Source organism: uncultured Bradyrhizobium sp. (genome assembly GCF_964252615.1).
Taxonomy (GTDB): Bacteria; Pseudomonadota; Alphaproteobacteria; order Rhizobiales; family Xanthobacteraceae; genus Bradyrhizobium.
The window spans coordinates 164,342-187,190 of record NZ_CAXUNQ010000004.1 but is presented as its reverse complement, the minus strand read 5'-3'; the positions used below and the strand labels follow the sequence as shown (position 1 = coordinate 187,190).

The 22,849-nt window shown below is 63.2% G+C and carries 22 protein-coding genes; 17 read left to right on the top strand and 5 right to left on the bottom strand.

What is annotated here, in order from left to right; all coding sequences use genetic code 11:
• Positions 1 to 41 precede the first annotated feature (41 nt).
• Positions 42 to 1,235 (top strand): benzoyl-CoA 2,3-epoxidase subunit BoxA, encoded by a 1,194-nt coding sequence (boxA, locus tag ACFE72_RS04500; RefSeq protein WP_375411849.1) that lies wholly within the window; start codon positions 42 to 44, stop codon positions 1,233 to 1,235.
• 61 nt (positions 1,236 to 1,296) lie between these two features.
• On the opposite strand, the gene ACFE72_RS04495 is transcribed toward boxA, so the two are convergent.
• Together ACFE72_RS04495 and ACFE72_RS04490 are read right to left on the bottom strand one after the other, a co-directional pair.
• Positions 1,297 to 2,097, bottom strand: a complete 801-nt coding sequence (locus ACFE72_RS04495) for an SDR family NAD(P)-dependent oxidoreductase (RefSeq protein ID WP_375411848.1) — start codon at positions 2,095 to 2,097, stop codon at positions 1,297 to 1,299.
• 190 nt (positions 2,098 to 2,287) lie between these two features.
• Positions 2,288 to 3,346 carry a polysaccharide deacetylase family protein gene (locus ACFE72_RS04490; protein ID WP_375411847.1) on the bottom strand — a complete coding sequence of 353 codons (1,059 nt, stop codon included), beginning with the start codon at positions 3,344 to 3,346 and terminating at the stop codon, positions 2,288 to 2,290.
• 163 nt (positions 3,347 to 3,509) lie between these two features.
• Here ACFE72_RS04490 and ACFE72_RS04485 point away from each other — a divergent pair, with 163 nt between their 5' ends.
• The 10 genes from ACFE72_RS04485 to phoB all read left to right on the top strand — a co-directional run bounded on the left by ACFE72_RS04485 (position 3,510) and on the right by phoB (position 13,428).
• Entirely contained in the window at positions 3,510 to 4,904 is a 1,395-nt protein-coding gene (locus ACFE72_RS04485) for an OmpA family protein (RefSeq protein WP_375411846.1), read from the top strand.
• Positions 4,905 to 4,909: 5 nt separating this feature from the next.
• Positions 4,910 to 5,206 (top strand): hypothetical protein, encoded by a 297-nt coding sequence (locus ACFE72_RS04480; RefSeq protein ID WP_375411845.1) that lies wholly within the window; start codon positions 4,910 to 4,912, stop codon positions 5,204 to 5,206.
• A gap of 215 nt (positions 5,207 to 5,421) precedes the next feature.
• Entirely contained in the window at positions 5,422 to 6,477 is a 1,056-nt protein-coding gene (locus ACFE72_RS04475) for a lysylphosphatidylglycerol synthase domain-containing protein (protein WP_375411844.1), read from the top strand.
• A gap of 30 nt (positions 6,478 to 6,507) precedes the next feature.
• The gene (locus ACFE72_RS04470; protein ID WP_375411843.1) at positions 6,508 to 7,800 is read left to right on the top strand and encodes an ATP-binding protein; all 1,293 of its coding nucleotides are present in this window, start codon (positions 6,508 to 6,510) and stop codon (positions 7,798 to 7,800) included.
• Between the two features lie 142 nt (positions 7,801 to 7,942).
• Positions 7,943 to 8,953, top strand: a complete 1,011-nt coding sequence (gene pstS / locus ACFE72_RS04465; RefSeq protein ID WP_375411842.1) for a phosphate ABC transporter substrate-binding protein PstS — start codon at positions 7,943 to 7,945, stop codon at positions 8,951 to 8,953.
• A 180-nt stretch (positions 8,954 to 9,133) separates the two neighbouring features.
• On the top strand, positions 9,134 to 10,132 hold the full coding sequence (gene pstC / locus ACFE72_RS04460) for a phosphate ABC transporter permease subunit PstC (RefSeq protein WP_375411841.1): 999 nt from the start codon (positions 9,134 to 9,136) through the stop codon (positions 10,130 to 10,132).
• 60 nt (positions 10,133 to 10,192) lie between these two features.
• Complete coding sequence (gene pstA, locus ACFE72_RS04455) at positions 10,193 to 11,038, top strand: phosphate ABC transporter permease PstA (RefSeq protein ID WP_375411840.1); 846 nt, start codon at positions 10,193 to 10,195, stop codon at positions 11,036 to 11,038.
• Positions 11,035 to 11,859, top strand: a complete 825-nt coding sequence (gene pstB / locus ACFE72_RS04450; protein WP_375411839.1) for a phosphate ABC transporter ATP-binding protein PstB — start codon at positions 11,035 to 11,037, stop codon at positions 11,857 to 11,859. Before pstA ends, pstB begins: the two co-directional genes overlap by 4 nt.
• A gap of 12 nt (positions 11,860 to 11,871) precedes the next feature.
• On the top strand, positions 11,872 to 12,588 hold the full coding sequence (phoU, locus tag ACFE72_RS04445) for a phosphate signaling complex protein PhoU (protein ID WP_375411838.1): 717 nt from the start codon (positions 11,872 to 11,874) through the stop codon (positions 12,586 to 12,588).
• Between the two features lie 138 nt (positions 12,589 to 12,726).
• On the top strand, positions 12,727 to 13,428 hold the full coding sequence (phoB, locus tag ACFE72_RS04440) for a phosphate regulon transcriptional regulator PhoB (RefSeq protein WP_375411837.1): 702 nt from the start codon (positions 12,727 to 12,729) through the stop codon (positions 13,426 to 13,428).
• Positions 13,429 to 13,461: 33 nt separating this feature from the next.
• On the opposite strand, the gene ACFE72_RS04435 is transcribed toward phoB, so the two are convergent.
• Positions 13,462 to 13,971, bottom strand: coding sequence for a GcrA family cell cycle regulator (locus tag ACFE72_RS04435; protein ID WP_375411836.1), 510 nt, complete (start codon positions 13,969 to 13,971; stop codon positions 13,462 to 13,464).
• A 452-nt stretch (positions 13,972 to 14,423) separates the two neighbouring features.
• Between ACFE72_RS04435 and ACFE72_RS04430 the strand changes: the two genes are divergently transcribed.
• The 3 genes from ACFE72_RS04430 to ACFE72_RS04420 all read left to right on the top strand — a co-directional run bounded on the left by ACFE72_RS04430 (position 14,424) and on the right by ACFE72_RS04420 (position 17,752).
• A complete protein-coding gene (locus ACFE72_RS04430; protein ID WP_375411835.1) occupies positions 14,424 to 15,635 on the top strand; it encodes an aspartate aminotransferase family protein in 1,212 nt (403 codons plus the stop codon).
• A complete protein-coding gene (argF, locus tag ACFE72_RS04425) occupies positions 15,632 to 16,546 on the top strand; it encodes an ornithine carbamoyltransferase (RefSeq protein ID WP_375411834.1) in 915 nt (304 codons plus the stop codon). Before ACFE72_RS04430 ends, argF begins: the two co-directional genes overlap by 4 nt.
• Positions 16,547 to 16,750: 204 nt before the next feature.
• Positions 16,751 to 17,752: an Hsp33 family molecular chaperone gene (locus ACFE72_RS04420; protein ID WP_375411833.1), complete on the top strand. Its 1,002-nt coding sequence runs from the start codon at positions 16,751 to 16,753 to the stop codon at positions 17,750 to 17,752.
• A 186-nt stretch (positions 17,753 to 17,938) separates the two neighbouring features.
• Here ACFE72_RS04420 and apaG read toward each other — a convergent pair whose 3' ends face one another.
• Complete coding sequence (gene apaG / locus ACFE72_RS04415) at positions 17,939 to 18,331, bottom strand: Co2+/Mg2+ efflux protein ApaG (protein WP_375411879.1); 393 nt, start codon at positions 18,329 to 18,331, stop codon at positions 17,939 to 17,941.
• Positions 18,332 to 18,547: 216 nt separating this feature from the next.
• Here apaG and ACFE72_RS04410 point away from each other — a divergent pair, with 216 nt between their 5' ends.
• Genes ACFE72_RS04410 through ACFE72_RS04400 form a run of 3 tightly spaced genes read left to right on the top strand, consistent with a single transcriptional unit; the run spans position 18,548 to position 21,529 of the window.
• A complete protein-coding gene (locus ACFE72_RS04410; protein WP_375411832.1) occupies positions 18,548 to 19,789 on the top strand; it encodes an OpgC domain-containing protein in 1,242 nt (413 codons plus the stop codon).
• Positions 19,790 to 19,824: 35 nt separating this feature from the next.
• Entirely contained in the window at positions 19,825 to 20,547 is a 723-nt protein-coding gene (locus tag ACFE72_RS04405) for an SGNH/GDSL hydrolase family protein (RefSeq protein ID WP_375411878.1), read from the top strand.
• A 13-nt stretch (positions 20,548 to 20,560) separates the two neighbouring features.
• Positions 20,561 to 21,529 (top strand): SGNH/GDSL hydrolase family protein, encoded by a 969-nt coding sequence (locus ACFE72_RS04400; protein WP_375411831.1) that lies wholly within the window; start codon positions 20,561 to 20,563, stop codon positions 21,527 to 21,529.
• Between the two features lie 79 nt (positions 21,530 to 21,608).
• Here the strand turns inward: ACFE72_RS04400 and ACFE72_RS04395 are convergent, their stop codons facing one another.
• Positions 21,609 to 22,802, bottom strand: coding sequence for an O-succinylhomoserine sulfhydrylase (locus tag ACFE72_RS04395; RefSeq protein ID WP_375411830.1), 1,194 nt, complete (start codon positions 22,800 to 22,802; stop codon positions 21,609 to 21,611).
• Between the last annotated feature and the right edge of the window lie 47 nt (positions 22,803 to 22,849).

Sequence of the window (22,849 nt, the reverse complement as noted above, 5' to 3'; positions counted from 1 at the left end):
AGCCCGGCCATGACGATCGTTTTATTGCCGGGTTTCGTTCGATGAACGCACCTTTGAAAAAACAGCACCTGATCGATCCGGAAATCTGCATCAGGTGCAACACCTGCGAGGAGACCTGCCCGATCGACGCGGTGACGCATGACGACAACAACTATGTGGTCGACGCCGAGATCTGCAATTACTGCATGGATTGCATCGCGCCGTGTCCGACCGGCGCCATCGACAACTGGCGCATCGTCGCTTCGCCCTATTCGCTGCGGGAGCAGTTTTCCTGGAGCGACCTGCCGGCGCAAGCCGACGTCGACAGCGGGGAGTCCAGCGAGGCGGTCGAGGCGCTGGAAGATGAAATCGGCGCGCTGCTCGAGGAGGCGCGCAAAGGGCTAGGCGGCAAGGCGGTGGCGCCGCATTCTGCCTCCAAGCCCACGGTCAATCTCTATAACCGAGGCAAGCCTGCGAAAGCGACGGTCACCGGCAATTTCCGGCTCACCCATGCCGATGCGGATTCCGATGTCCGCCACATCATCCTGGACTTTGGTGACCAGCCATTTCCGGTGCTGGAAGGCCAGAGTATCGGCATCGTCACGCCGGGCTTGACCGCCGACGGCAAGCCGCATCTGGTGCGGCTGTATTCCGTCGCCAGCGCCCGCGACGGCGAAAAGCCGAACGCGAACAATCTGTCGCTGACGGTAAAGCGCGAGCCCGACGGCGTCTGCTCGAACTATCTGTGCGACCTGCCGCGCGGCGCCAAACTCGACGTCACCGGTCCGTTCGGCGCCACTTTTCTGCATCCGAACGACCCTGCGTCTAACATCATCATGATCTGCACCGGCACGGGCTCCGCGCCGTTCCGCGCTTTCACCGAGCGCCGCCGCCGCGCCATGGTGGATGCGCCGGGCCGCCTGATGCTGTTCTTCGGCGCGCGCCGGCCCGAGGAGCTGCCGTATTTCGGGCCGCTGCAGAAGGTGCCTGAGAAATTGCTGGCAAAACATTTCTGTTATTCGCGGGTACCGGGGCAGCCGCGGGTCTATGTGCAGGACCGCATCCGCACTGAAGCTTCAGTCGTGGCGGGATTGCTCAACGACGCCCATACCCATGTCTATATCTGCGGCCTCAAGGGCATGGAAAGCGGCGTCGATGAAGCTTTTGCCGACGTCTGCCGGGGTGCTGCGATCGACTGGGCCGCGCTGAAGACCGCGATGCGCGAAGACGGCCGATATCACGTCGAGACGTATTAGGAGCCACATGCGTTAAGTCGTCATGGCCGGGACAAGCCCGGCCATGACGCATGAGAGATCCTCACCCCGCGATTTCCAGCCCCGCGCTCGCATACACCACGCCGCCGTCGATCGCGATCGCGTTGCCCACGACGTAATCGCCGGCGCGGGAGGCCAGAAAAATCGCCAGCCCCGCCATGTCCTCCTCACTGCCGATCCGCCGCGACGGAATGCGCTTGGCGACTTCATCCGCGTGATCGCGCGCGGCCTTGTTCATGTCGGATGCGAACGCGCCCGGTGCGATCGCCGTAACCACGATGTTTTCCTTGATCAGCTTGGTCGCCAGGCGCCGCGTCAGATGAATGACGGCCGCCTTGCTGGCTCCGTAGGAATAGGTCTCCATCGGATTGATGAAGATGCCGTCGATCGAGGCGATGTTGATGACCTTGGCGGGCTTCTCGGTGGACGCCGCGGCGCGCAGCGGCTTGGCCAGCGCCTTGGTCAGGAAGAACATCGACTTGACGTTGAGATCCATCACCTTGTCCCAGCCGCTTTCCGGGAATTCATCGAATTCCGCACCCCATGCGGCTCCGGCATTGTTGACGAGGATGTCGAGTTTCGGCTCCAGCCTGACGATCTCGGCGGCAAGCTTGTCGCAGCCCGCGACCGTCGAGATGTCGATCGGCAGCGCGATGCACTGGCCGTCATATTCCGCCGTCAATTCCTGGGCGGTGGCCTCGCACGGTCCGGCCTTGCGCGCGGTGATATAAACCTTCGCCGCTCCCTGCGCGAGAAACCCGGCCGCGATCATCTTGCCGATGCCGCGCGAGCCGCCGGTCACCAGCGCGATGCGGCCCTTCAACGAAAACAGATCCTTGAACATGCTGCCCCTCCCGTTATCTTTGGCCGAAGTTTTGGGCGCGGGAGATGGATGAGTCAAGGCAAGCTCTGCGTCGTCCCCGCGAAGGCGGGGGACCCGTAACCCCTGGCATTTGTGATTGTACGCAAGCGTTACAACGCCATCGCTTAAACTGATACGACACGACGTGGGTCCCCGCCTTCGCGGGACGACATCACGCCGCGTCGATGCGGCGGAATCCGTTCCACATCGCGGTCGCAGCACCCGAGGTCAGCACCGGCAGGATGCGCCGGTCCTGATAATTGCCGTTCAACGAGACCCGCGGAAGGGCGGTGAGATGGCCGGCGCTTCCGGGAAAGATCATCCCGGGGCGGGTCGTCACCGCGGTTTTGAAACCGGCTGCCTGCGCCAGCGCGAATTCGCGCGCGCCCGCCGCGATCTTGTCGCCGTAGGGATAAGCGAGGTGCACGACGGGACGCTGCAGTTCGGCTTCGATCCGCGCGCGGCTGACCGCCATCTCATGGGTGGCGACGGCCTCGGCCTGCTTGGCGAGGTTGCAATGGGTGATGGTATGGGCGCCGATAGTGACCAGGGGATCGTCCGCGAACGGCTTCAATTCATCCCATGACATGCAGAGGTCGCGGCAGATGGCGTTCTCATCGACGCCGTGGCGCGCGCATAGCGCACTGACCTCGCGGCGGATGTCGTGTTCGTTCGGCAATGCGCGCATCCGGTTGTGCAGCCGGTCGAACGCGGCGTGCTTGGCGTCCATCGTGCTGGCATCGAGGCGAATCGAGACGCCGCCGAGTTCGACCTCGATCGCCTGCGCCCGGGCCACCACCATTTCCAGCGCGACCCACCACAACCGGCCGGTTCCTTGTGCGAAATCGCTGGCGACGTAGACGGTGAGGGGTGCGTCAAACTCACGCATCACCGGCAGCGCGAAATCGCGGTTGTCGCGGTAGCCGTCGTCGAACGTGAAGCAGGCAAAACGGCGCGCGAAGTCGCGCTGCATCAGCCGTCGATGCATTTCGTCGACGGTGACAATGTCGATGTCATGGACGCGAAGGTGAGCCAGCATCGCGCGCAGAAAGTCCGGCGTGATTTCCAGATGATGATTGGGCTGGAACCGGTGGTCGCGGCGCGGGCGAACGTGGTGCAGCATGAAAATGCCGCCGACGCCTGCAAAAACCGGTCGCAGCAGGTGATGCGCGCCGGTCAGATACAGCGCTTCCAGCCCGGCGCGGATGACGTTGTTGCGGAACTGCTTCATTATTATCGCCGGCCGGTTTGGACTGGGGTCAAGCTAGCTGAAAACCGCTGAAGAAACAGTTAGTCGGACGGCCGACGGCGAGCGGCCCGTTCCGTGGTATTTCCAGTTTGACAGCCCCGCAAGGGTTTGTTTTCTCTGATTGCGAACCCCCGCAGGATGGCGAATGCACGGACTTTTCAGGTGGAGCAGCAAATGGTGGCCGGGTGCGATTCCTCTCGTCATCCTTTGGGCATTCGCCGCCTGGACCGGCACCGCGCCGCTTGAGTCCGATTTGGCTCAGCGCAGCGCCGCCGCGCTGCAGGATACCGTCCTCGACAAAACGAAAATCGCGGTGGCCGGCCGCGACGTTACGTTCTCGGCCGACGCCTTTTCCGAAGACGGACGGCGCAGCGCGGTCGCATCGGTGGATGCTGTTCCCGGCGTGCGGCTGGTTAACGACAACACCCGCCTCGTTCCTGAAGCCAAGCCGTTCGTCTGGTCTGCCGAACGCGATGTCGTGCGGGTGACGCTCGGCGGCAGCACTCCGCTGCCGGCCAGCAAAGCCAGGCTGCTGGACACCGCCCGCGGCACGTTGAATGGCGTCGAGGTAGTCGATCATATGGGCCTGTCACGCGGGGCGCCTGCCCGTTTCGACGCCGCGGCGCTGCTGCTGATCGACCAGATCGGCAAACTGAAAGAGGGCAAGATCACGCTCTCCGATACACAGGTCAGCCTTTCCGGCATGGCGCGCGACCTTGGCGGCCGGGAAGCCGTCGCGGCGGCGCTGAAAAATCTTCCCGAGGGATTTTCGGTCGCCGCGAACGAGATCAGGGCGCCGCCTTATATCTTTCAGGCCTACAAGGATCCCGTCGCGGTGACGCTGACGCTGACCGGCTACGTGCCCGACAACGCCGTCCACGCCGCGCTCGCCGCCGCTGCCGAGCGCAAGTTCTTCAGCGAAAAGGTGGTCGACAATCTCAAGGCCAGCGTCGGCGCCCCGTCCGGCTTCGCCAGCGCCGTAATCCCGGCGCTCGGCGCGTTGTCGCGGCTGTCGACCGGCACGCTCGTGGTGTCCGACCGGGAGGTAAAGTTATCGGGCGATGCGCTCTACGAAGCGGCCGCGGGCCAGATCCGTGCCGGTCTTGCGAAAGACGTCCCGAAAGGTTGGCAGGCAACGCCGGAAATGTCGGTAAAACCCGCCGCGGCGCCTGTCGATGCCACGGTGTGTCAGCAATTGTTTTCCGATCTGTTGGCCAGGGGAAAAATCCGGTTTGAATCCGGGCGCGCCGCGATCGATCCGGATTCGGCCGGCCTGCTGGATCGGCTGATCGAGACCGCGCTGCGCTGCCCGACGGCCAATATCGAAATCGCAGGCCATACCGATACCGACGGCGATGAAGGGTTCAACCAGGCGCTGTCGGAAAAACGTGCGCAAGCGGTTGCTGAATATCTGGTCAGAGCAGGGTTGCCCGCCGAGCGCTTTAAGGCGGTGGGCTATGGCAGCGTGCAGCCGGTGGCCAGCAACGATACCGACGAGGGCAAGGCGCAAAACCGCCGCATCGAATTCCTGGTCAGGTGAACGCAATGACGTATATTGCGACGTTTCACTGGGGCTGGATCATCACGGCGCTGCTGCTCGGCCTCGGCATGGGCTGGATCGCCGTGGTTCATCGTGGCCAGGGCGTCTCAAAAACCATGGCCCGTTGGCTTGCGGGACTGGCCGTTATCCTCGTTGCCGCGGCGCTGGCGCGCGTGGTGCCCGGCCGCCCCGGCTACTGGCTCGATCTCGGGCTTGTCCTGTTCGCGGTCTACCTGATTGGTTGCGCGGTCGGGTCGCGGCTGCGCGACCGCGTCATTTCGCGCCACGCCCGGGACTCTTGATGCGGCTGGGCCCGTCCTTGGAGAAGGGTCGCCTGCTGCCGTCATAAATTGCAGCAAAACTGTGCAGCGGCGTGTCGCATCTCCCTTAATATATTGAAGGAACGCGTTTTATTCACACGAACCGAATTCCACTCCGCCTCAAAACGCGCTAGGACGGCTGGGCCGGGGGCGCTCGTTCGACCGCTTTCGCCGACGGGTCGCAGTTCGAGGTCTAGATGCTGGAAGCACTACGCAGGGCGATCTCGTTTCTGCGCCAAAAGCAAATCCTGCATAAGCTGGGTGTAGCGGTCAGCGTCACGGTCATCGCGATCGCCTGCTATGTTCTGTATCATATGCTGCGCGGCATCGAGATCGACGATGTCGTCGAAGCCATCAAGCAGACCGAATACCGCTCGATCGCGCTGGCGGCGCTGTTCGTCACCGCCGGCTATTTCACCCTGACGTTTTACGATCTGTTTGCGGTCCGCGCCATCGGCCGGCCGGATATCCCCTATCGGGTCAACGCGCTCGCCGCCTTTACCAGCTATTCGATCGGCCACAATGTCGGCGCCAGCGTCTTCACCGGCGGCGCGGTGCGCTATCGGATCTATTCGGCCTGGGGATTGAATGCGATCGACGTGGCCAAGATCTGCTTTCTGGCCGGCCTGACGTTCTGGCTCGGCAACGCCGCGGTGCTGGGGCTCGGCATCTGCTATCACCCCGAGGCGGCGGCCAATATCGATCGACTGCCGCCCTGGCTCAACCGTATCGTCGCGATCGGCATCATTGTCGGCCTCGTAGGCTACGTGGCCTGGGTCTGGATGAAGCCGAGACATGTCGGTCGGGGGCCCTGGACGGTGGTACTGCCGGGGGGGCCGCTGACCTTGCTGCAGATTGTGATCGGCATTGTCGATCTCGGCTTTTGCGCGCTGGCGATGTACATGCTGGTGCCGGACGAGCCCAATCTCGGCTTTGTCGTTGTCGCGGTGATATTCGTCTCCGCGACGCTGCTCGGCTTCGCCAGCCATTCGCCCGGCGGCCTCGGTGTGTTCGACGCCGCCATGCTGGTCGGGCTGTGGCAGATGGACAAGGAAGATCTGCTCGCCGGCATGCTGCTATTCCGGCTACTCTATTATTACGCGCCATTCCTGGTTTCCGTAATCTTGCTGACGCTTCGGGAAATTATCCTGGGAGCGCGGCTGAAACGCCTTCGCAAGCTGACGCCGGCTCTTGACGTCCAGCCCAAGCGCGACGGCCCGTATCTGCGCGAGCACGGCGACTCCGGCGCCTGACCGAATCCGGAGGAGGAGACAACCGAGCCGATGGCGATCGACGCTTCCTCTTCGATCTTCTCGCTCTGGCCGGACCGGTTGCGGCATTCGGCCATCGTCCTGCTGACGGCGGCTCTCGCGCTGGCGGCCCTGGTGACCTTCGGCGAGGTTTCGCCGGCCCGCGCCATCGCCGTGTTCATTTGCGTTGTCGGCGCAGCCCTGGTGCCATGGCGATTGCACGATGCGGTGACGTCGCGCGAGGACACGCTCGGCGGCAATCCGGTTGAAGCCGCGGCGGTCCAGGCCATCGTCGCCGGCATGCCGGATCCCGCGGTGCTGCTCGACCGCGCCGGCCGCGTCATCCACTTCAATGCGGCGGCGTCGCAACTGGCGCCGGCGCTGCGCAAGAATGAACTGGCGCAGTTCGCGTTGCGCTCACCCGACATCATTACGGCACTCCGCGAAGCCATCGCCGCCGCGGAGCCGCGGCGCGCCAGCTATCTCGATCACGTCCCGGTCGATCGCTGGATCGAACTGATCATCACGCCGGTGTTGGTGCCGACCACGTTCGGCGGTTCGGACTATTGCATGCTGATGACGTTCCACGACCAGACGCCGCTGCGCCGGGCCGAGGAAATGCGGGCCGATTTCGTCGCCAATGCCAGCCATGAACTGCGCACGCCGCTGGCGGCATTGTCCGGTTTCATCGATACGCTGCAGGGCCCGGCCAAGGACGACGCCAAGGCGCGCGAGCGCTTTCTCGGCATCATGCATGCGCAGGCGACGCGGATGGCGCGGCTGATCGACGACCTGCTGTCGCTGTCGCGAGTCGAACTCTCCGCGCATGTCCGCCCCGATACATTGGTCGATATCGTGCCCATCATCCGCCAGGTCGCCGACGGGCTGGAGCCATTGGCAAGTGAACGCCAGGTCGGAATCGAGATCGATTTGCCGGCAACGCCAGTACTGATCGCCGGCGATCGCGAGGAACTGCTGCGGCTGTTCGAGAACCTGATCGAGAACGCGCTGAAATACGGCGCTTCCGGCGGCAAGGTCGTGGTGTCGGCGGCAGCGGCGAATGCACCGGACGGCGCCGGCGAAATTCGAGTCGCGGTACGCGATTTCGGCCCCGGAATAGCGCCCGAACACCTGCCGCGGCTGACCGAACGCTTCTATCGGGTCGATGTCGGCGACAGCCGCGCGCAAGGCGGCACGGGCCTCGGTTTATCGCTGGTCAAACATATCGTTAACCGTCATCGCGGCCGTCTTTTGATCGAAAGCGTCCCGAAAAACGGCGCCACCTTCACCGCCTGCTTTCCCCGGATCCCGGCGCGCAGCGGATAAAACCAAGCATTGCCATAGGCTTGCTGCCGTCATCCAACTGTCATCAAAGCTTCGTAAAAGCGGCATCGACCGTCCCTACACGGGGCGGCGTGAGCGCAATCGGGCGCATCCGGCGCTTCGCTCACGAGATGGAGACGCATCCATGAATTTCCTCAACATCATCGCCGCTGCCGGCCTGGTCGCCGCCTCGGCTTCGGCATTGGCCGCCGATATCACCGGCGCAGGCGCGACCTTCCCATTCCCGGTCTATTCGAAATGGGCCGACGCCTACAAGAAAGAGACCGGCAACAGCCTGAACTATCAGTCGATCGGCTCCGGAGCCGGCATCAAGCAGATCCTGGCCAAGACGGTGACGTTCGGTGCCACCGACGCGCCACTGAAAGCCGAAGTGCTCGAAAAGGACGGCCTGGTACAGTGGCCGATGGTGATGGGCGCGATCGTGCCGGTGGTGAACCTCGAAGGCATCAAGCCCGGCGAACTCGTGCTGTCGGGCCAAGTGCTCGGCGACATCTATCTCGGCAAGATCGCCAAATGGAACGACGCCGCGATCGCAAAACTCAATCCAAACCTGATGCTGCCGGCCGACGCCATCACGGTGGTGCGGCGCTCCGACGGTTCGGGCACCACGTTCAATTTCACCGATTACCTGTCGAAGTCGAACGCCGAATGGAAAGCCAAGGTCGGCTCCGGCACCGCGGTGGAATGGCCGGCGGGCGTCGGCGCCAAGGGCAATGAAGGCGTCGCCGGCAATATCGGCCAGACCAAAAACGCGATCGGCTACGTCGAATACGCCTATGCCAAGCAGAACCGGCTGACCTTTGCTGCGATGATCAACAAGGCCGGCAAGACCGTGCAGCCGACCGTGGCGGCTTTCCAGGCCGCGGCTTCCAACGCCGACTGGTCGAACGCTCCCGGCTACTACGTGATCCTGACCGACCAGCCCGGCGAAGCGTCCTGGCCGATCACGGCGGCGACTTTCATCCTGATGCACAAGGACGCCGCCGACAAAGCCGCATCCCAGGAAGCCGTCAAGTTCTTCAAATGGGCGTTCGAGAAGGGCGACAAGATGGCGGAGGAGCTCGACTACATCCCAATGCCGGATTCGGTCGTCAAGCTGATCGAAAAAACCTGGTCGGCCGATATCAGGAGCTGACCCCGCGTGTCCCGGACGCGGTGCGGCATTCTTCCATGCCGCTCCGCAGAGCCGGGACCATACTGGACGCCGGCGCCCGCTACGGCCCGGGCTCCGCAGCGCCACCGCTTCGCTAGGGCTGCGCGCTGCGCTGCGTCCGAGGCGCGGTTCGCGTGTGAATGTGATAAAGGGGGCACCAGCGTGGCGGATATGGCGGTTCAGGGTTCTTCAATCGAAGCTGCCGGGCCCTATGATCGCGCCAAGGCGCTGAGCGCGTTCAAATTCGGCGACACGGCGTTCTATTGGACCACCCGCGCCTGCGCGGTGTCCGTCCTGCTGATTCTCAGCGGCATCATTCTCTCGCTGGTGGTGGGCGCTTGGCCGGCGATGAAGGAATACGGCATCGCGTTCCTGTGGACGCAGCGCTGGGCGCCGTCGGCCGATCCGCCGATGCTGGGCGCGCTCGGTCCGCTGTACGGCACGCTGGTGACCTCGGTCATCGCCATGATGATCGCGATTCCGGTCGGGCTCGGCATCGCGGTCTTCCTCACCGAAATCTGCCCGATATGGCTACGCCGCCCGATCGGCCTCGCGGTGGAGTTGCTCGCCGGAATCCCGTCTATCATCTACGGCATGTGGGGCTTCTTCGTGCTCGGGCCTTATCTCGCCAATACGTTTCAGCCGTTCATGATCCGGCTGTTCGACGGCGTGCCGGTATTGGGCACGATCTTCGCTGGGCCTCCGTCCTATCTCAGCCTGTTCAACGCGGCATTGATCCTCGCAATCATGGTGCTGCCCTTCATTACCGCGATTTCGGTCGACGTGTTCAAGACGGTGCCGCCGGTGTTGAAGGAGGCCGCTTACGGCATCGGCTGCACCACCTGGGAAGTGGTCCGCAACGTGGTCATTCCCTACACCCGCGTCGGCGTCATCGGCGGCATCATGCTGGCGCTCGGGCGCGCGCTCGGCGAAACCATGGCGGTGACATTCATTATCGGCAATTCGTTCCGCATCTCATCGTCGATCTTCGCGCCGGGCACCACGATCTCGGCGGCGATCGCATCCGAGTTCGCCGAAAGCGACGGGCTGCATCAGTCCGGCCTGATCCTGCTCGGACTGTTGCTGTTCGTGCTGACCTTCTTCGTTCTCGCCGCCGCCCGGCTGATGCTGATGCGGCTGGAAAAGAAGGCTGGGAATTAGCATGATCCGGAGCAGCGGACACCGGCTTTCCGGAAACATCATGCCGGTCCAGGTAACAGCATGAATTCGATTTACGCATCCCGCAGGCGGTTCGACGTCATCGTAAGACTGCTGTGCGTAGCCGCCGCATTGTTCGGCGTCAGCTGGCTGGCGCTGATCCTGTTCACGCTGTTCTACAACGGCCTGGCCGGCATCAGCCTGCAACTTTTCACCCAGAACACCCCGCCGCCGGGCTCCACCGAAGGCGGGCTGCTCAACGCCATCACGGGTTCGATCATCATGACCGCGATCGGGGTCGGCATCGGCGCGCCGCTTGGGCTGTTCGCCGGCACCTATCTGGCCGAATACGGCAGGAACGACCGGCTTACCTCGGTGATCCGCTTCATCAACGACATTCTGCTGAGCGCGCCCTCGATCATCATCGGTCTGTTCGTCTACGGCGCCGTGGTGGTGCCGATGGGCGGCTTCTCGGCCTTAGCCGGTTCGCTGGCGCTCGCCGTGATCGTGATCCCCGTCGTGGTGCGAACCACCGAGGACATGCTGCTGCTGGTGCCCCATCCGCTGCGCGAGGCGGCCTCCGCGCTCGGCCTGCCGCGCTCGCTTGTGATCAGGCGCATCGCCTATCGTGCCGCCCGCGCAGGCCTCATCACCGGTGTGCTGCTGGCGACGGCGCGCGTGGCCGGCGAGACCGCGCCGCTGCTGTTCACCGCGCTCTCCAATCAGTTCTTCGGCCTGGATCTGACCAAGACCATGGCCAACCTGCCGGTAACCATCAACAACTTCGTGCAAAGCCCTTATGCCTACTGGAAGCAGCTGGCCTGGAGCGGGGCCCTGATCATCACCGTTGCCGTGCTTGCCCTGAACATCGGCGCGCGCATTCTCGGCGCCGAGAGGACGATGAAATGAACAATCTCTCCGTACCCGTCAGCGTTGCCAATGCGTCGCATCCGGCGGCGGCCCGCCAGGTCGAAGCACGCAACAAGATCACCGTGCGCGACCTGAATTTTTACTACGGCGCACACCACGCGCTGAAGAACATCAATCTCTCGCTCGGCGCCAACCGCGTCACCGCCTTCATCGGCCCGTCCGGCTGCGGCAAGTCGACGCTGCTGCGCGTCTTCAACCGGATGTACGATCTTTATCCCGGTCAGCGCGCCAGCGGCCAGGTCATGCTGGATTCCACCGACGTGCTCGACCCTCGGCTCGATCTCAATCTGCTGCGTGCGCGGGTCGGCATGGTGTTCCAGAAACCGACGCCGTTTCCGATGACGATCTACGAAAACATCGCGTTCGGGGTCCGGCTTTATGAAAAAATCCCGAAGTCCGAGATGGACGGCCGCGTCGAAAAAGCGCTGCGCGGCGGCGCGCTATGGAACGAGGTCAAGGACAAGCTCAACGCCTCCGGCCTCAGCCTGTCCGGCGGACAACAGCAGCGATTATGCATCGCCCGCACGGTCGCGGTTCGGCCCGAGGTGATCCTGTTCGACGAGCCGTGCTCGGCGCTGGATCCGATTTCGACCGCCAAGATCGAGGAACTGATCCAGGAACTGGCGGAGGATTATACCATCGCCATCGTCACCCATAATATGCAGCAGGCCGCGCGCGTTTCCGACAAGACGGCGTTCATGTATCTCGGCGAACTGATCGAGTTCGACGAGACCAACAGGATTTTCACGTCGCCGGCCGATCGCCGTACCCAGGATTACATCACCGGCCGGTTCGGCTAGGGAGAATTCGAGATGGCCTCAGAACATACCGCCAAGGCGTTCGACAGCGATCTGCAGGAACTGACCCGGCTGGTCGCCGAAATGGGCGGCTTGGTCGAGCGCATGATCGTTGAATCCGTCGACGCGCTGGTGCGCCGCGACGCGGCGCTCGGCAAACGCGTCGTCGCCGCCGACGCCGAGGTCGACGGACTGCAGCGCGTGATCGAGGAGCGTGCGGTGCTGACCATCGCGCGGCGCCAGCCGATGGCGGTAGATTTGCGCGAAATCGTCAGCGCCATGCGGGTTGCAACCGATCTGGAGCGGATCGGCGATCTGGCCAAGAACATGGGCAAGCGCGTCACCGCGCTCGACAGTGACTTCCATCCGCTGAAATTGATCCGCGGCCTCGAGCACATGACCGACCTCGTGCAGAGCCAGGTCAAGGCGGTGCTGGACGCCTACGCCGCGCACGACCTGCCGTCGGCGATGGCGGTCTGGAAAGGCGACGAGGAAGTCGACGCCATCTGCACGTCGCTGTTCCGCGAGTTGCTGACCTATATGATGGAAGACCCGCGCAACATCTCTTTCTGCATTCATCTGATGTTCTGCGCCAAGAATATCGAGCGGATCGGCGACCACGCCACCAACATCGCCGAAACCGTTTTCTACATGATCGAGGGCCAGCAGATCCTCGACAAGCGCCCGAAGGGCGATATGACGACCTTTGCCAATGCGATACCCGGAAGTTGAGGTGTTACGCACCACCGCACGTCATCCGCGGGCTTGACCCGCGCATCCGTCCATCTTTGCACGAATTCTTCGATGCGGATGGATTGCCGGGGGCAAGCCCAGCAATGACGGGAGACCAGATCGATAAGGGAACAGCACATGAGCGCGCGCATACTGGTGGTGGAAGACGAGGAAGCGCTGACCACGCTGTTGCGTTATAACCTCGACGCCGAGGGCTATGACGTCGAAACGGTCGGGCGCGGCGACGACGCCGACACCAGGCTGAAGGAGCACCTTCCCGATCTCATCGTGCTGGATTGGATGCTGCCGGGCCTTTCCGGAATCGAACTGTGCCGCCGTCTGCGGGCGCGGCCGGAAACCAGGGCGCTGCCGATCATCATGCTGACCGCGCGCGGTGAGGAAAGCGAGCGGGTCAGGGGCCTTGCCACCGGTGCCGACGACTACATCGTCAAACCGTTTTCGGTGCCGGAACTTTTGGCGCGGGTGAAGGGCCTGCTGCGACGCGCGAACCCGGAACGCCTGGCTACCGTACTCACCTATGGCGACATCAATCTCGACCGAGACAAACGCCGCGTCACGCGCTCCGGCCGTCCGATTGATCTCGGGCCTACCGAGTACCGCCTGCTGGAGTTTTTCCTGGAGCATCCCGGGCGCGTGTTCAGCCGCGAGCAGTTGCTCGACAGCGTCTGGGGCCGTGACATCTATATCGACGAGCGCACCGTGGACGTGCATATCGGCCGCCTGCGCAAACTGCTCAATCCAGATGGCGAGCAGGACCCGATCCGAACCGTGCGCGGCGCCGGATATGCGCTGGACGACCGGTTCGTAAAGGCCGAGTGAGTTGTCTACCCGCCTTCGCGGGGACGACAAATTCTACCTTGTCGGCTTGGTCTGCTGCCGGCGGCGGTCGCCCGCCGGCTGGTAGGCGATGCGGGAATGTTGTGCGCAGTAAGGTAGGCTCGGCAGCGCCTTGCCGCCGCAGAAGAAGAATTCCGGGCTACTGGGATCGCCGATCGGCCAGTGGCAGGTGGCCTCACTGAGTTCCTGCAGCGACAGCCGCTGGCTCATCGGCACTACATTGTCATAGGCGACCGGATCCGGCTCCATCTCGACTTCGAAGGCGTGGGCCAGCGCGGTGTTGCCGCGCGACTGCGGACGCGACACCCGCATCATGTGCTGGGCCGGGCGTGCCTTGCGCTGGCGCGGCGCCGCCGACGACGGGCTTTTGGCGCGGCCGGACAACCCCAGCCGGTGCACTTTGCCGATCACCGCGTTGCGGGTGACATTTCCGAGTTCCGCGGCGATCTGACTCGCCGACAGGCCGGCTTCCCAGAGTTTCTTCAGTTGTTCGACGCGATCGTCGGTCCAGGTCAATACCGTCATCGCACTCTATCCCTTCGGTTGCGCCGGCCATTTGCGGCGGCAACGCTACGAGTCCAGTTCCCAAAATCTCTGCAGGCAGAATCCCTTAGCCCTCGCCGGGCGCTGTTTTGCGCGCCCGGGCGTTTACGCCGAACATGAGAACCGTTGAGAGCAGAACGCCGCACGAGATGTCGTACCCGACAGCCCGGAGGCTACAATAGGCAGTGACTCACGCGCAAGAGTCCGCGTCACTCGTCCACACCTTCCGCCACCTTATAACTTGCGAGTCATTTTCCGCGGTGCGCTCCGGGTCCGTCGGTTCCAAGGGCGGTTGACAGTTGTCGGCGCGCGCATAGAATGATGACCGCGTGCCGCCCCGAAAAGGCGGCACGTTTTGTTTTCGCTTCGCCGGTGCCGAGCCGATCGCGCCATGGTGCTGTCGGAACCGCCCTGCTCAAACCGTCAGTGACGCCATGACCAAGAGCGCGCCATCACACCTGCTTCCCGTCTTCGCCAGGGCGGACCTTGCTTTCGAGCGCGGCGAAGGGGTGTGGCTGATCGGGACCGACGGCGAGCGTTATCTCGATTTCACCAGCGGCGTGGCGGTGAACGCGCTGGGCCATGCGCATCCGCATCTGGTCGCGGCGCTGCAGGAGCAGGCAACCAGACTCTGGCACATGTCGAACCTGTTCAAGAGTCCGGATGGCGAGCGGCTGGCGGCACGGCTGTGCGAACAAAGCTTTGCCGACTTCGTGTTCTTCTGTAATTCCGGCGCCGAGGCGATGGAATGCGCGCTCAAGATGACGCGCCACTACCATTTTTCCAAAGGCAGCCCGGAGCGCACCCGCATCATCACCTTTGAAGGCGCGTTCCACGGCCGGACCTTGGGCACCCTGGCTGCCACCGGAGCTGCCAAATATCTTGAAGGCTATGGCCCGCCGCTGGAAGGCTTTGACCAGGTGCCGCTTGGCGATCTCGACGCCGTCAAGAGGGCTATCGGCCCCAACACCGCCGGCATCCTGATCGAGCCTCTGCAGGGCGAGGGCGGCGTCCGCGCCCCGCCGCATGCGTTCTTCCGGGCCTTGCGCGAACTCTGCGACGCCAACGGTCTGCTGCTGATATTCGACGAGGTGCAGACCGGCATGGGCCGCACCGGCGAATTGTTCGCCTACAAGCGGCTCGGCGTCGCGCCCGACGTGATGTCGCTGGCGAAGGCGCTCGGCGGCGGTTTTCCGATCGGCGCCTGCCTTGCCACGGCGGAAGCCGCGGCCGGCATGGCGCCGGGCTCGCACGGCTCCACCTTCGGCGGCAATCCGCTGGCGGTGGCGGCGGCCAATGCGGTGCTGGACGTGATGCTGAAGCCCGGCTTCTTCGAGCACGCGCAGAAAATGTCGCTGCTGCTGAAGCAGAAGCTGGCCTCGGTGGTGGACCGCTATCCCCAGGTGCTGGCCGAGGTGCGCGGCGAGGGGCTGCTGATCGGCTTGAAGGCCGTGGTGCCGTCGGGCGATCTCGTCAATGGCTTGCGCGATCAAAAGCTGCTCAGCGTCGGCGCCGGCGAAAACGTGGTGCGGTTCCTGCCGCCGCTGATCGTCACCGAATCCGAGATCGACGAGTCCGTCGCCCGGCTCGAGCGCGCCTGCGTGGCGCTGTCCGATCCGCAGCTGAAACGGGCGGCGGGGCAATGAGCACGCCGCCGCGGCATTTCCTCGATCTCAGCGCGTTGCCGGCGAAAGAATTGCGCACCATGCTCGACGCCGGAGCCGCGATGAAGGCGCAGCACAAGCGCGACAAGCCGCTCGACGGCAAGACGCTGGCCATGATTTTCGAGAAGCCGTCGACCCGCACCCGCGTTTCATTCGACGTCGGCATGCGCCAGCTCGGTGGCGAATCGATCGTGCTGACCGGAGCGGAGATGCAGCTCGGCCGCGGTGAAACCATCGCCGACACGGCGCGGGTGCTGTCGCGCTATGTCGACGCCATCATGATCCGTATTCTCAATCACGACTCGCTGCTGGAACTGGCGGCTCATGCCACCGTGCCGGTGATCAATGGGCTGACACGGCGCTCGCATCCCTGCCAGGTAATGGCGGATCTGATGACGTTCGAGGAACATCGCGGGCCGGTCGAGGGCCGTACCGTGGCGTGGACCGGTGACGACAATAACGTGCTGGCGTCGTGGGCGCATGCGGCGGAGCGGTTTCACTTTCAATTAAACGTGGCGACGCCGCCGCAGCTTGCGCCGAATAAGGCGATGAAGGACTGGATCAAGGCCACCAACGCGCCGATCGTGCTCGGCAACGATCCGGAAACCGCGGTGCGCGGCGCCGATTGCGTCGTCACCGACACATGGGTGTCGATGGGCGACAAGGATGGCGAGCACCGGCACAATTTGCTGAAGCCGTATCAGGTCAACGCCAAGCTGATGGCGTTGGCAAAACCCGACGCGCTGTTCATGCACTGCCTGCCGGTTCATCGCGGCGAAGAGGTTACCGATGAGGTGATCGACGGTCCGCAATCGGTCGTGTTCGACGAAGCGGAAAATCGCCTGCACGCGCAGAAGGGCATCTTGGCGTGGTGCTTCGACAAGGTGGGGTAGGACTACGCCGTCGTCTCGCGAAGGCGGGGACCCATAGCCTCCAACCATCGGTTCGAGCATTGCTGTCCTCAAGCGTTGACACTGCCGCCCCACATCGCCGTCGGTGATTATGGGTCCCACCTGCCTTCGCGGCGATGACATCAGGATATTTCACGCCACTCCAGGGGGTTTCGATTCACGTCCATCGACCCCAAATAAAGCGCCATGACCCCATCATCTCCCGATCAGAAACCCGTCGCCGAACCCCCGATCCGCGCCCCATCCCCGGTTCCGGTCGACGACGCCGTGCTGCCGTTCGAGGTCGCCTCGCTCGACCTGCGCGGACGGTTGACGCGGCTTGGCCCGGCGCTCGACGACATTCTCAACAAGCACGATTATCCGGCGCCGGTTGGCAAACTGCTCGGCGAGGCGATCGTGCTCACCACCTTGCTCGGCTCGTCGCTGAAGTTCGACGGCCGCTTCATCCTGCAGACCCAGACCGATGGTCCGGTGTCGTTTTTGATCGTGGATTTCCAGGCTCCGGACCGGTTGCGCGCCTATGCGCGTTTCGATGCCGCGCGGCTTGCGCCGGGTCTGAATTCCGGCGCGCTGCTGGGACATGGCCATCTCGCCATGACCATCGATCAAGGTGCGGATATGAGCCGCTATCAGGGGCTGGTGGCGCTCGAAGGCGGCAGCCTCGAAGACGCCGCCCACGAATATTTTCTGCGCTCCGAGCAGATTCCGACCAGGGTGCGGCTCGCGGTCGGCGAGGAATGGCGCGGCGGAGAAGGACCACGGCATCGCTGGCGTGCCGGCGGCCTGCTGCTGCAATTCCTGCCCAAGGCGCCCGAGCGCGCGCGGCAGCCCGACCTGGACCCCGGCGACGCGCCGGAAGGAGTGGCGGCGCACACGGTGGCCGAAGACGACGCCTGGGTCGAAGGCCAGTCGCTGATCGCAACGGTAGAAGACGTCGAACTGATCGACCCGGATCTGTCGGGCGAACGGCTGCTGTATCGATTGTTTCATGAGCGCGGCGTGCGGGTGTTTCCGTCGCTGCCGCTGCGCGCGCAATGTTCGTGCTCGCGCGAGGCGGTGTCAGCGATGCTGAAAAGTTTCGCGCCGAACGACCGCGCCGAGATGGTGAAAGACGGCAAGATCGCGGTGACCTGCGAATTTTGTTCATCGGTGTATGAGTTCACGCCGGAACAGGCGGGGGTGGAGTAGGTCTTCCCCGGGCGTGTACGGCCGGACCCCGGCTCAGCGCATCGCTTTGCGAACAACTGCGCGTTGCGATGCGTCAGGGGAACGGAGCGCATCTCCGCGTCATACGCGGGCTTGACCCCGCATCCATCGGGCTTGGCAAGAGTCTTTCGAACAGAATGGATTGCCGCGTGCCAGGCGCCGAACACCTTAATTCAGCGTGCGCTTGCCATCCGGGCTGTCGAGCGAAAACGTCGGAACGTCGATCTCGAAAGGTTCGCCGCTCGCGGTCACCATTTGATAGCGCCCCGCCATGATGCCCGACGCGGTCGGCAGCGGCACCCCCGAGGTATATTCGAAGCGTTCGCCCGGCGCGAGCACCGGCTGCTCGCCGACCACGCCTTCGCCGCGAATCTCCTGCTTTCGTCCAGTGCCGTCGGTGATGATCCAGTGCCGCTTCCGCAATTGCACGGTTTCGCTGCCCGAATTGACGATGACAATGGTGTAGGACCAGAAATATTCCGGCTTGTCGGCGGACGAACGTTCCGGCAGGAAATTCGGCTCGACGGTGACTTCAATCTGGCGGGTCACGGCGCGGTACATGCGGGCGTCTTTCAAAGTGCTCAAGGACATCATAGCGAAAAGCGGCGGCGAAACCAAACTTCGAAAGGTCTGGCGCCCGCTCACCGTTGTTTCAACATAGTTCTAACCTAAAGCGCGCCGTGTTTCGCCCTGGAATCCGATTTGATAATGGCTTGCAACTTGCGGGCCAATGCGGTTTTACGGGACGGTGAAACACCCCGTCTGAAGCGGAGCCCGATGACGTCCGTCGCCGACCAGATTGCCGGACCCTCCATCGCAGTGGACGACGGCGCGCGGGCCGCGGCGGCCGCCATCGCGCTTCCGGTCGCAGGAACGGAACGCGAATTGCGGCTCGATCTGTTTCGCGGCCTGGCGCTGTGGCTGATCTTCATCGACCACCTGCCGCCCAACATCCTGACCTGGTTCACGATCCGGAACTACGGCTTTTCCGATGCTACCGAAATCTTCATCTTCATCTCGGGCTATACCGCGGCGTTCGTGTATGGCCGCGCCATGCTCGAGCGCGGCTTTATCGTGGCGACGGCGCGCATTCTCAAGCGGGTCTGGCAAATCTACGTCGCCCACGTATTCCTGTTCACCATCTTCCTTGCCGAGATTTCCTACGTTGCCACCAGTTTCGAGAACCCTCTTTATACCGAAGAAATGGGAATCCTCGATTTCCTGAAGCAGCCGGATGTCACCATCGTCCAGGCGCTGCTGTTGAAATTCCGTCCCGTCAACATGGACGTGTTGCCGCTCTACATCGTGCTGATGCTGTTTCTGCCGCTGATCCTGTGGATGATGGAACGCAGGCCCGACGTGACGCTCGGACTGTCGGTCCTGCTCTATGCGGCAACGTGGGAGTTCGATCTGTACCTCACCGCTTACCCAAACGGCTTCTGGGCCTTCAATCCGTTTGCCTGGCAGTTACTGTTCGTGTTCGGCGCCTGGTGCGCGCTGGGCGGCGCGAAGCGGATGTCACGAATCCTGTCGTCGCCGGTTACGCTGTGGATTTGTATCGTCTATCTGTTCGCCGCGTTCTGCGTGACGCTGACCTGGTATCTGCCGCAGCTTCCGCATGTGATGCCGCGCCGACTCGAGCAGTGGATGTACCCGATCAACAAGACCGATCTCGACGTGCTGCGGTTTGCGCATTTCCTGGCGCTGGCTGCGATCACCGTGCGTTTCCTGTCCAAGGATTGGCCGGGATTGAAATCGCCATGGCTGCGGCCGCTGGTCCTGTGCGGCCAGCATTCGCTCGAAATTTTCTGCCTGGGCGTGTTCCTGGCCTTCGCCGGGCATTTCGTGCTGGCCGAGGTGTCGGGCGGTGCCGGGATGCACTTCACTATCAGTATTTGCGGAATCGTCATTATGTCCGCGGCGGCTTGGGTGTTTTCGTGGTATAAGGACGTCGCGGCGAAGAGCGGAACGCGCGGGAAAAGCAGCGACGCCAACGCCGACATGGCGGGAGGGGCGTGATGAAGCCCGATTTGAGGACCGTTCTGGGCTCGATAATGCTGACGGGTTTTATGGCCGTCGTGCCCGCGCGCGCCGAAGATGCTCCTGCAACCTGCGAGGTTCCGGCCTATCTGCTCTCCAGCGAGAGTGCGCTGCCCAAGGTCGCCGAGGTCGTGAAAAAAGGCGGTAAATTGGACGTTCTGGTCGTTGGCAGCCGGTCGTCGACCATCAATACTTCCGATGGAACAGCCTATCCCAGCCGACTGCAAGCGATCCTCCGCGAAAAACTGCCCGGGGTTAACGTCAACATCGGCGTCGAGCTGCAAATCAAGAAGACCGCCGAGGAGGTCGCCGCCGGCCTGGGCAAGCTCGCTGAAGAGCGAAAACCGACCTTGGTTATCTGGCAGACCGGCACCGTCGATGCGCTACGATCGATCGACCCTGACGATTTCCGCGTCGGAGTCGATGACGGCGTTGCTGCACTGCAAAGCGCCGGAACCGACGTAATTTTAATGAATCTGCAATACAGTCCGCGCACTGAAACGATGATTTCCGCCGCTCCCTACATAGATAACATGCGTGTGGTGGCGCAGCAGCGCGATGTTCCGCTATTCGACAGGTTCGCAGTGATGCGCCATTGGAACGAGTCCGGCGATTTCGATCTGTTCAGCGCTACGCACGGCGTTGAGCTGGCGAAACGCGTGCATGATTGCCTTGGCCGCGCACTGTCGAAATTCCTGATTGACGCGGCGCACATCGGTCCGGCCCAGCAGAATTGAGGATTTGGCGTTAATGGGTTTCGGCGGTACTTCTTTCCGAACTGCGATCATTGCAATCCCGCTTGCAGCTCTGGTGCTGCTGGCGCCGGCGGCACAGGTGCAGGGGCGCGCGGAACCGGCGCAGGCCTTGCCGACCGACGGGACGCAAGCTGCCACGACCGGTACGGCCGGAATTGATCAGTTGCAGCAAAAGAGCCTCGCCGGCAAGGCGATCGAGAAGGTCAAGGAAGTCGCGAAGTCGGCCGGAGATATCCTCAGCCGCGTTCCGTGCCGCTCGCCGAAGGGCGATGGCAAATCGATGGGGTCGCTGCCGCATGTTGCCGCCAAATTGGTGGCGGGAAAACCGGTCTTGATCGTGGCGTTCGGATCGTCTTCGACGCAAGGTTTTGGCAGCACCTCACCGGAATTCACCTACCCTAACCGGCTTGCCGCACAGTTGCGCCGTCAGTATCCCGGCGTCGACATCACCGTGGTCAACCGCGGCAAGGGCGGCGAAGACGCTCCGGAAATGATGAAGCGGCTGCAGACCGAGGTGATCGACGTGAAGCCCGATATGGTGATCTGGCAGGTCGGCACCAATGCGGTATTGCGTAATCTCGATCCGGCCGAAACCGCAAAGCTGGTGGAAGAGGGTGTTGCGAGCATCCAGGCCGCGGGGGCCGATCTGGTGCTGGTCGATCCGCAATATTCGCCCGCGGTCAATGCCAAGGGCGAAAATGCCAGCCGGATGGTGCAGTTGCTGGGCAAGGTCGCCGAGCTACGGCATGCCGGATTTTTCCCCCGTTTCGAGGTGATGCGCGACTGGCATGAGAAGCAGTCGATTCCATTCGATAGTTTCGTCGTCGCCGACGGCCTGCACATGAACGACTGGGGCTATGCCTGCTTCGCCCAACTGCTTGGCGACGACATCATCAAATCGGTTGGCCAGATCAAGCTCGGCGTCGCCGTGCCGCCGAACGTGCAGGCGTACCGGCCGATGTAGTTAACGAACTTGGCGTTTGATGCGGGCCCGGCTCTGCGAAGCGGCATGAAGAAGGCCGCATTGCGTCGGGAAACGAGCGCTAAGCCTGCTCCAGCGCGGCGGCAAAATCCTCGATCAAATCGTCGCGGTGCTCGAGACCGGCGGAGAACCGCACAAACCCCTCGCTGATGCCGAGTTCGGCGCGGGCCTCTGGTGTCAGCCGCTGGTGCGTGGTGGTTGCGGGATGCGTCACGAGGCTCTTGGCATCGCCGAGATTGTTCGAAATCCGCGACAGTTTCAGCGCATTGAGCATGCGGAACGCGCCGGCCTTGCCGCCCTTGACCTCGAAGCCGATCAGCGTCGATCCGGCGCGCATCTGCTTCTTCACCAACACTGCCTGCGGATGATCGGCGCGGCCGGGGTAGATCAGCCTCGAGATCTTCGGATGGCTTGCCAGCGCGTCGGCGATGGCCGCCGCGGTTTCGGTCTGCGCGCGCACCCGGATCGCCAGCGTCTCCAGCCCCTTCAATAGCACCCATGCGTTGAACGGGGACATCGAGGGGCCGGTCTGGCGCAGAAAAGTGTGGATGTGGTCGGCAATGAAGGCTTCCGATGACAGAATGATGCCGCCGAGGCAGCGGCCCTGGCCATCGATATGCTTGGTTGCCGAATACACGACCACGTCGGCGCCCAGCGCCAACGGACTCTGCCAGATCGGCGTCGCGAACACGTTGTCGACGATCAGCCGGGAGCCTGCCTGGTGCGCGATCTCGGCGATGGCGCCGATATCGAGCACGTCGAGCGTGGGGTTTGTGGGGCTTTCCAGGAAGCAGCTTTTCGTGTTCGGCCGCATCGCCTGCTTCCACTGCGCGAGATCGAGGCCGTCGACCAGCGTGGACTGGATGCCGTAGCGCGGCAGCAGATCTTCCACCACATAGCGGCACGAGCCGAACATCGCCTTGGCCGCCACCACATGGTCGCCGGCTTTCAGCGGTGCAAGAATAGCGGTGGTCACCGCGGCCATGCCGGTGGCGGTAGCGCGCGCCGCTTCAGCACCTTCGAGTTCGATCATCCGGCGCTCGAACATTGAAACGTTCGGATTGGAAAAGCGCGAATAGAGAAAGCCGGGATCGTCGCCCTTGAAGCGCGCCTCGCACTGTTCGGCGGTGTCGTAGACAAAGCCTTGCGTCAGGAACAGAGCCTCGGACGTTTCGCCGTATTGCGAGCGTAGCGTGCCGGAATGGACCAGCCGGGTTTCGGGGCGGTAATGTGCAGTGGATGATGCTTCCGTCACGTGACCTCCATCGTGACCGTCGAGAAACGATCACAAAAAAACCGGCC

Excerpts from the sequence above, each read along its gene's own strand:
- ACFE72_RS04480 (WP_375411845.1), top strand. The coding sequence starts at position 4,910 with ATGACGTATATTGCGACGTTTCACTGGGGCTGGATCATCACGGCGCTG.
- ACFE72_RS04475 (WP_375411844.1), top strand. The coding sequence starts at position 5,422 with ATGCTGGAAGCACTACGCAGGGCGATCTCGTTTCTGCGCCAAAAGCAA.
- ACFE72_RS04410 (WP_375411832.1), top strand. The coding sequence starts at position 18,548 with ATGACGTCCGTCGCCGACCAGATTGCCGGACCCTCCATCGCAGTGGAC.
- ACFE72_RS04420 (WP_375411833.1), top strand. The coding sequence starts at position 16,751 with ATGACCCCATCATCTCCCGATCAGAAACCCGTCGCCGAACCCCCGATC.
- phoU (WP_375411838.1), top strand. The coding sequence starts at position 11,872 with ATGGCCTCAGAACATACCGCCAAGGCGTTCGACAGCGATCTGCAGGAA.
- ACFE72_RS04430 (WP_375411835.1), top strand. The coding sequence starts at position 14,424 with ATGACCAAGAGCGCGCCATCACACCTGCTTCCCGTCTTCGCCAGGGCG.
- apaG (WP_375411879.1), bottom strand. The coding sequence starts at position 18,331 with ATGTACCGCGCCGTGACCCGCCAGATTGAAGTCACCGTCGAGCCGAAT.
- pstS (WP_375411842.1), top strand. The coding sequence starts at position 7,943 with ATGAATTTCCTCAACATCATCGCCGCTGCCGGCCTGGTCGCCGCCTCG.
- ACFE72_RS04470 (WP_375411843.1), top strand. The coding sequence starts at position 6,508 with ATGGCGATCGACGCTTCCTCTTCGATCTTCTCGCTCTGGCCGGACCGG.
- ACFE72_RS04495 (WP_375411848.1), bottom strand. The coding sequence starts at position 2,097 with ATGTTCAAGGATCTGTTTTCGTTGAAGGGCCGCATCGCGCTGGTGACC.
- ACFE72_RS04485 (WP_375411846.1), top strand. The coding sequence starts at position 3,510 with ATGCACGGACTTTTCAGGTGGAGCAGCAAATGGTGGCCGGGTGCGATT.
- ACFE72_RS04405 (WP_375411878.1), top strand. The coding sequence starts at position 19,825 with ATGCTGACGGGTTTTATGGCCGTCGTGCCCGCGCGCGCCGAAGATGCT.
- pstB (WP_375411839.1), top strand. The coding sequence starts at position 11,035 with ATGAACAATCTCTCCGTACCCGTCAGCGTTGCCAATGCGTCGCATCCG.
- pstA (WP_375411840.1), top strand. The coding sequence starts at position 10,193 with ATGAATTCGATTTACGCATCCCGCAGGCGGTTCGACGTCATCGTAAGA.
- argF (WP_375411834.1), top strand. The coding sequence starts at position 15,632 with ATGAGCACGCCGCCGCGGCATTTCCTCGATCTCAGCGCGTTGCCGGCG.
- phoB (WP_375411837.1), top strand. The coding sequence starts at position 12,727 with ATGAGCGCGCGCATACTGGTGGTGGAAGACGAGGAAGCGCTGACCACG.
- boxA (WP_375411849.1), top strand. The coding sequence starts at position 42 with ATGAACGCACCTTTGAAAAAACAGCACCTGATCGATCCGGAAATCTGC.
- ACFE72_RS04490 (WP_375411847.1), bottom strand. The coding sequence starts at position 3,346 with ATGAAGCAGTTCCGCAACAACGTCATCCGCGCCGGGCTGGAAGCGCTG.
- ACFE72_RS04400 (WP_375411831.1), top strand. The coding sequence starts at position 20,561 with ATGGGTTTCGGCGGTACTTCTTTCCGAACTGCGATCATTGCAATCCCG.
- ACFE72_RS04435 (WP_375411836.1), bottom strand. The coding sequence starts at position 13,971 with ATGACGGTATTGACCTGGACCGACGATCGCGTCGAACAACTGAAGAAA.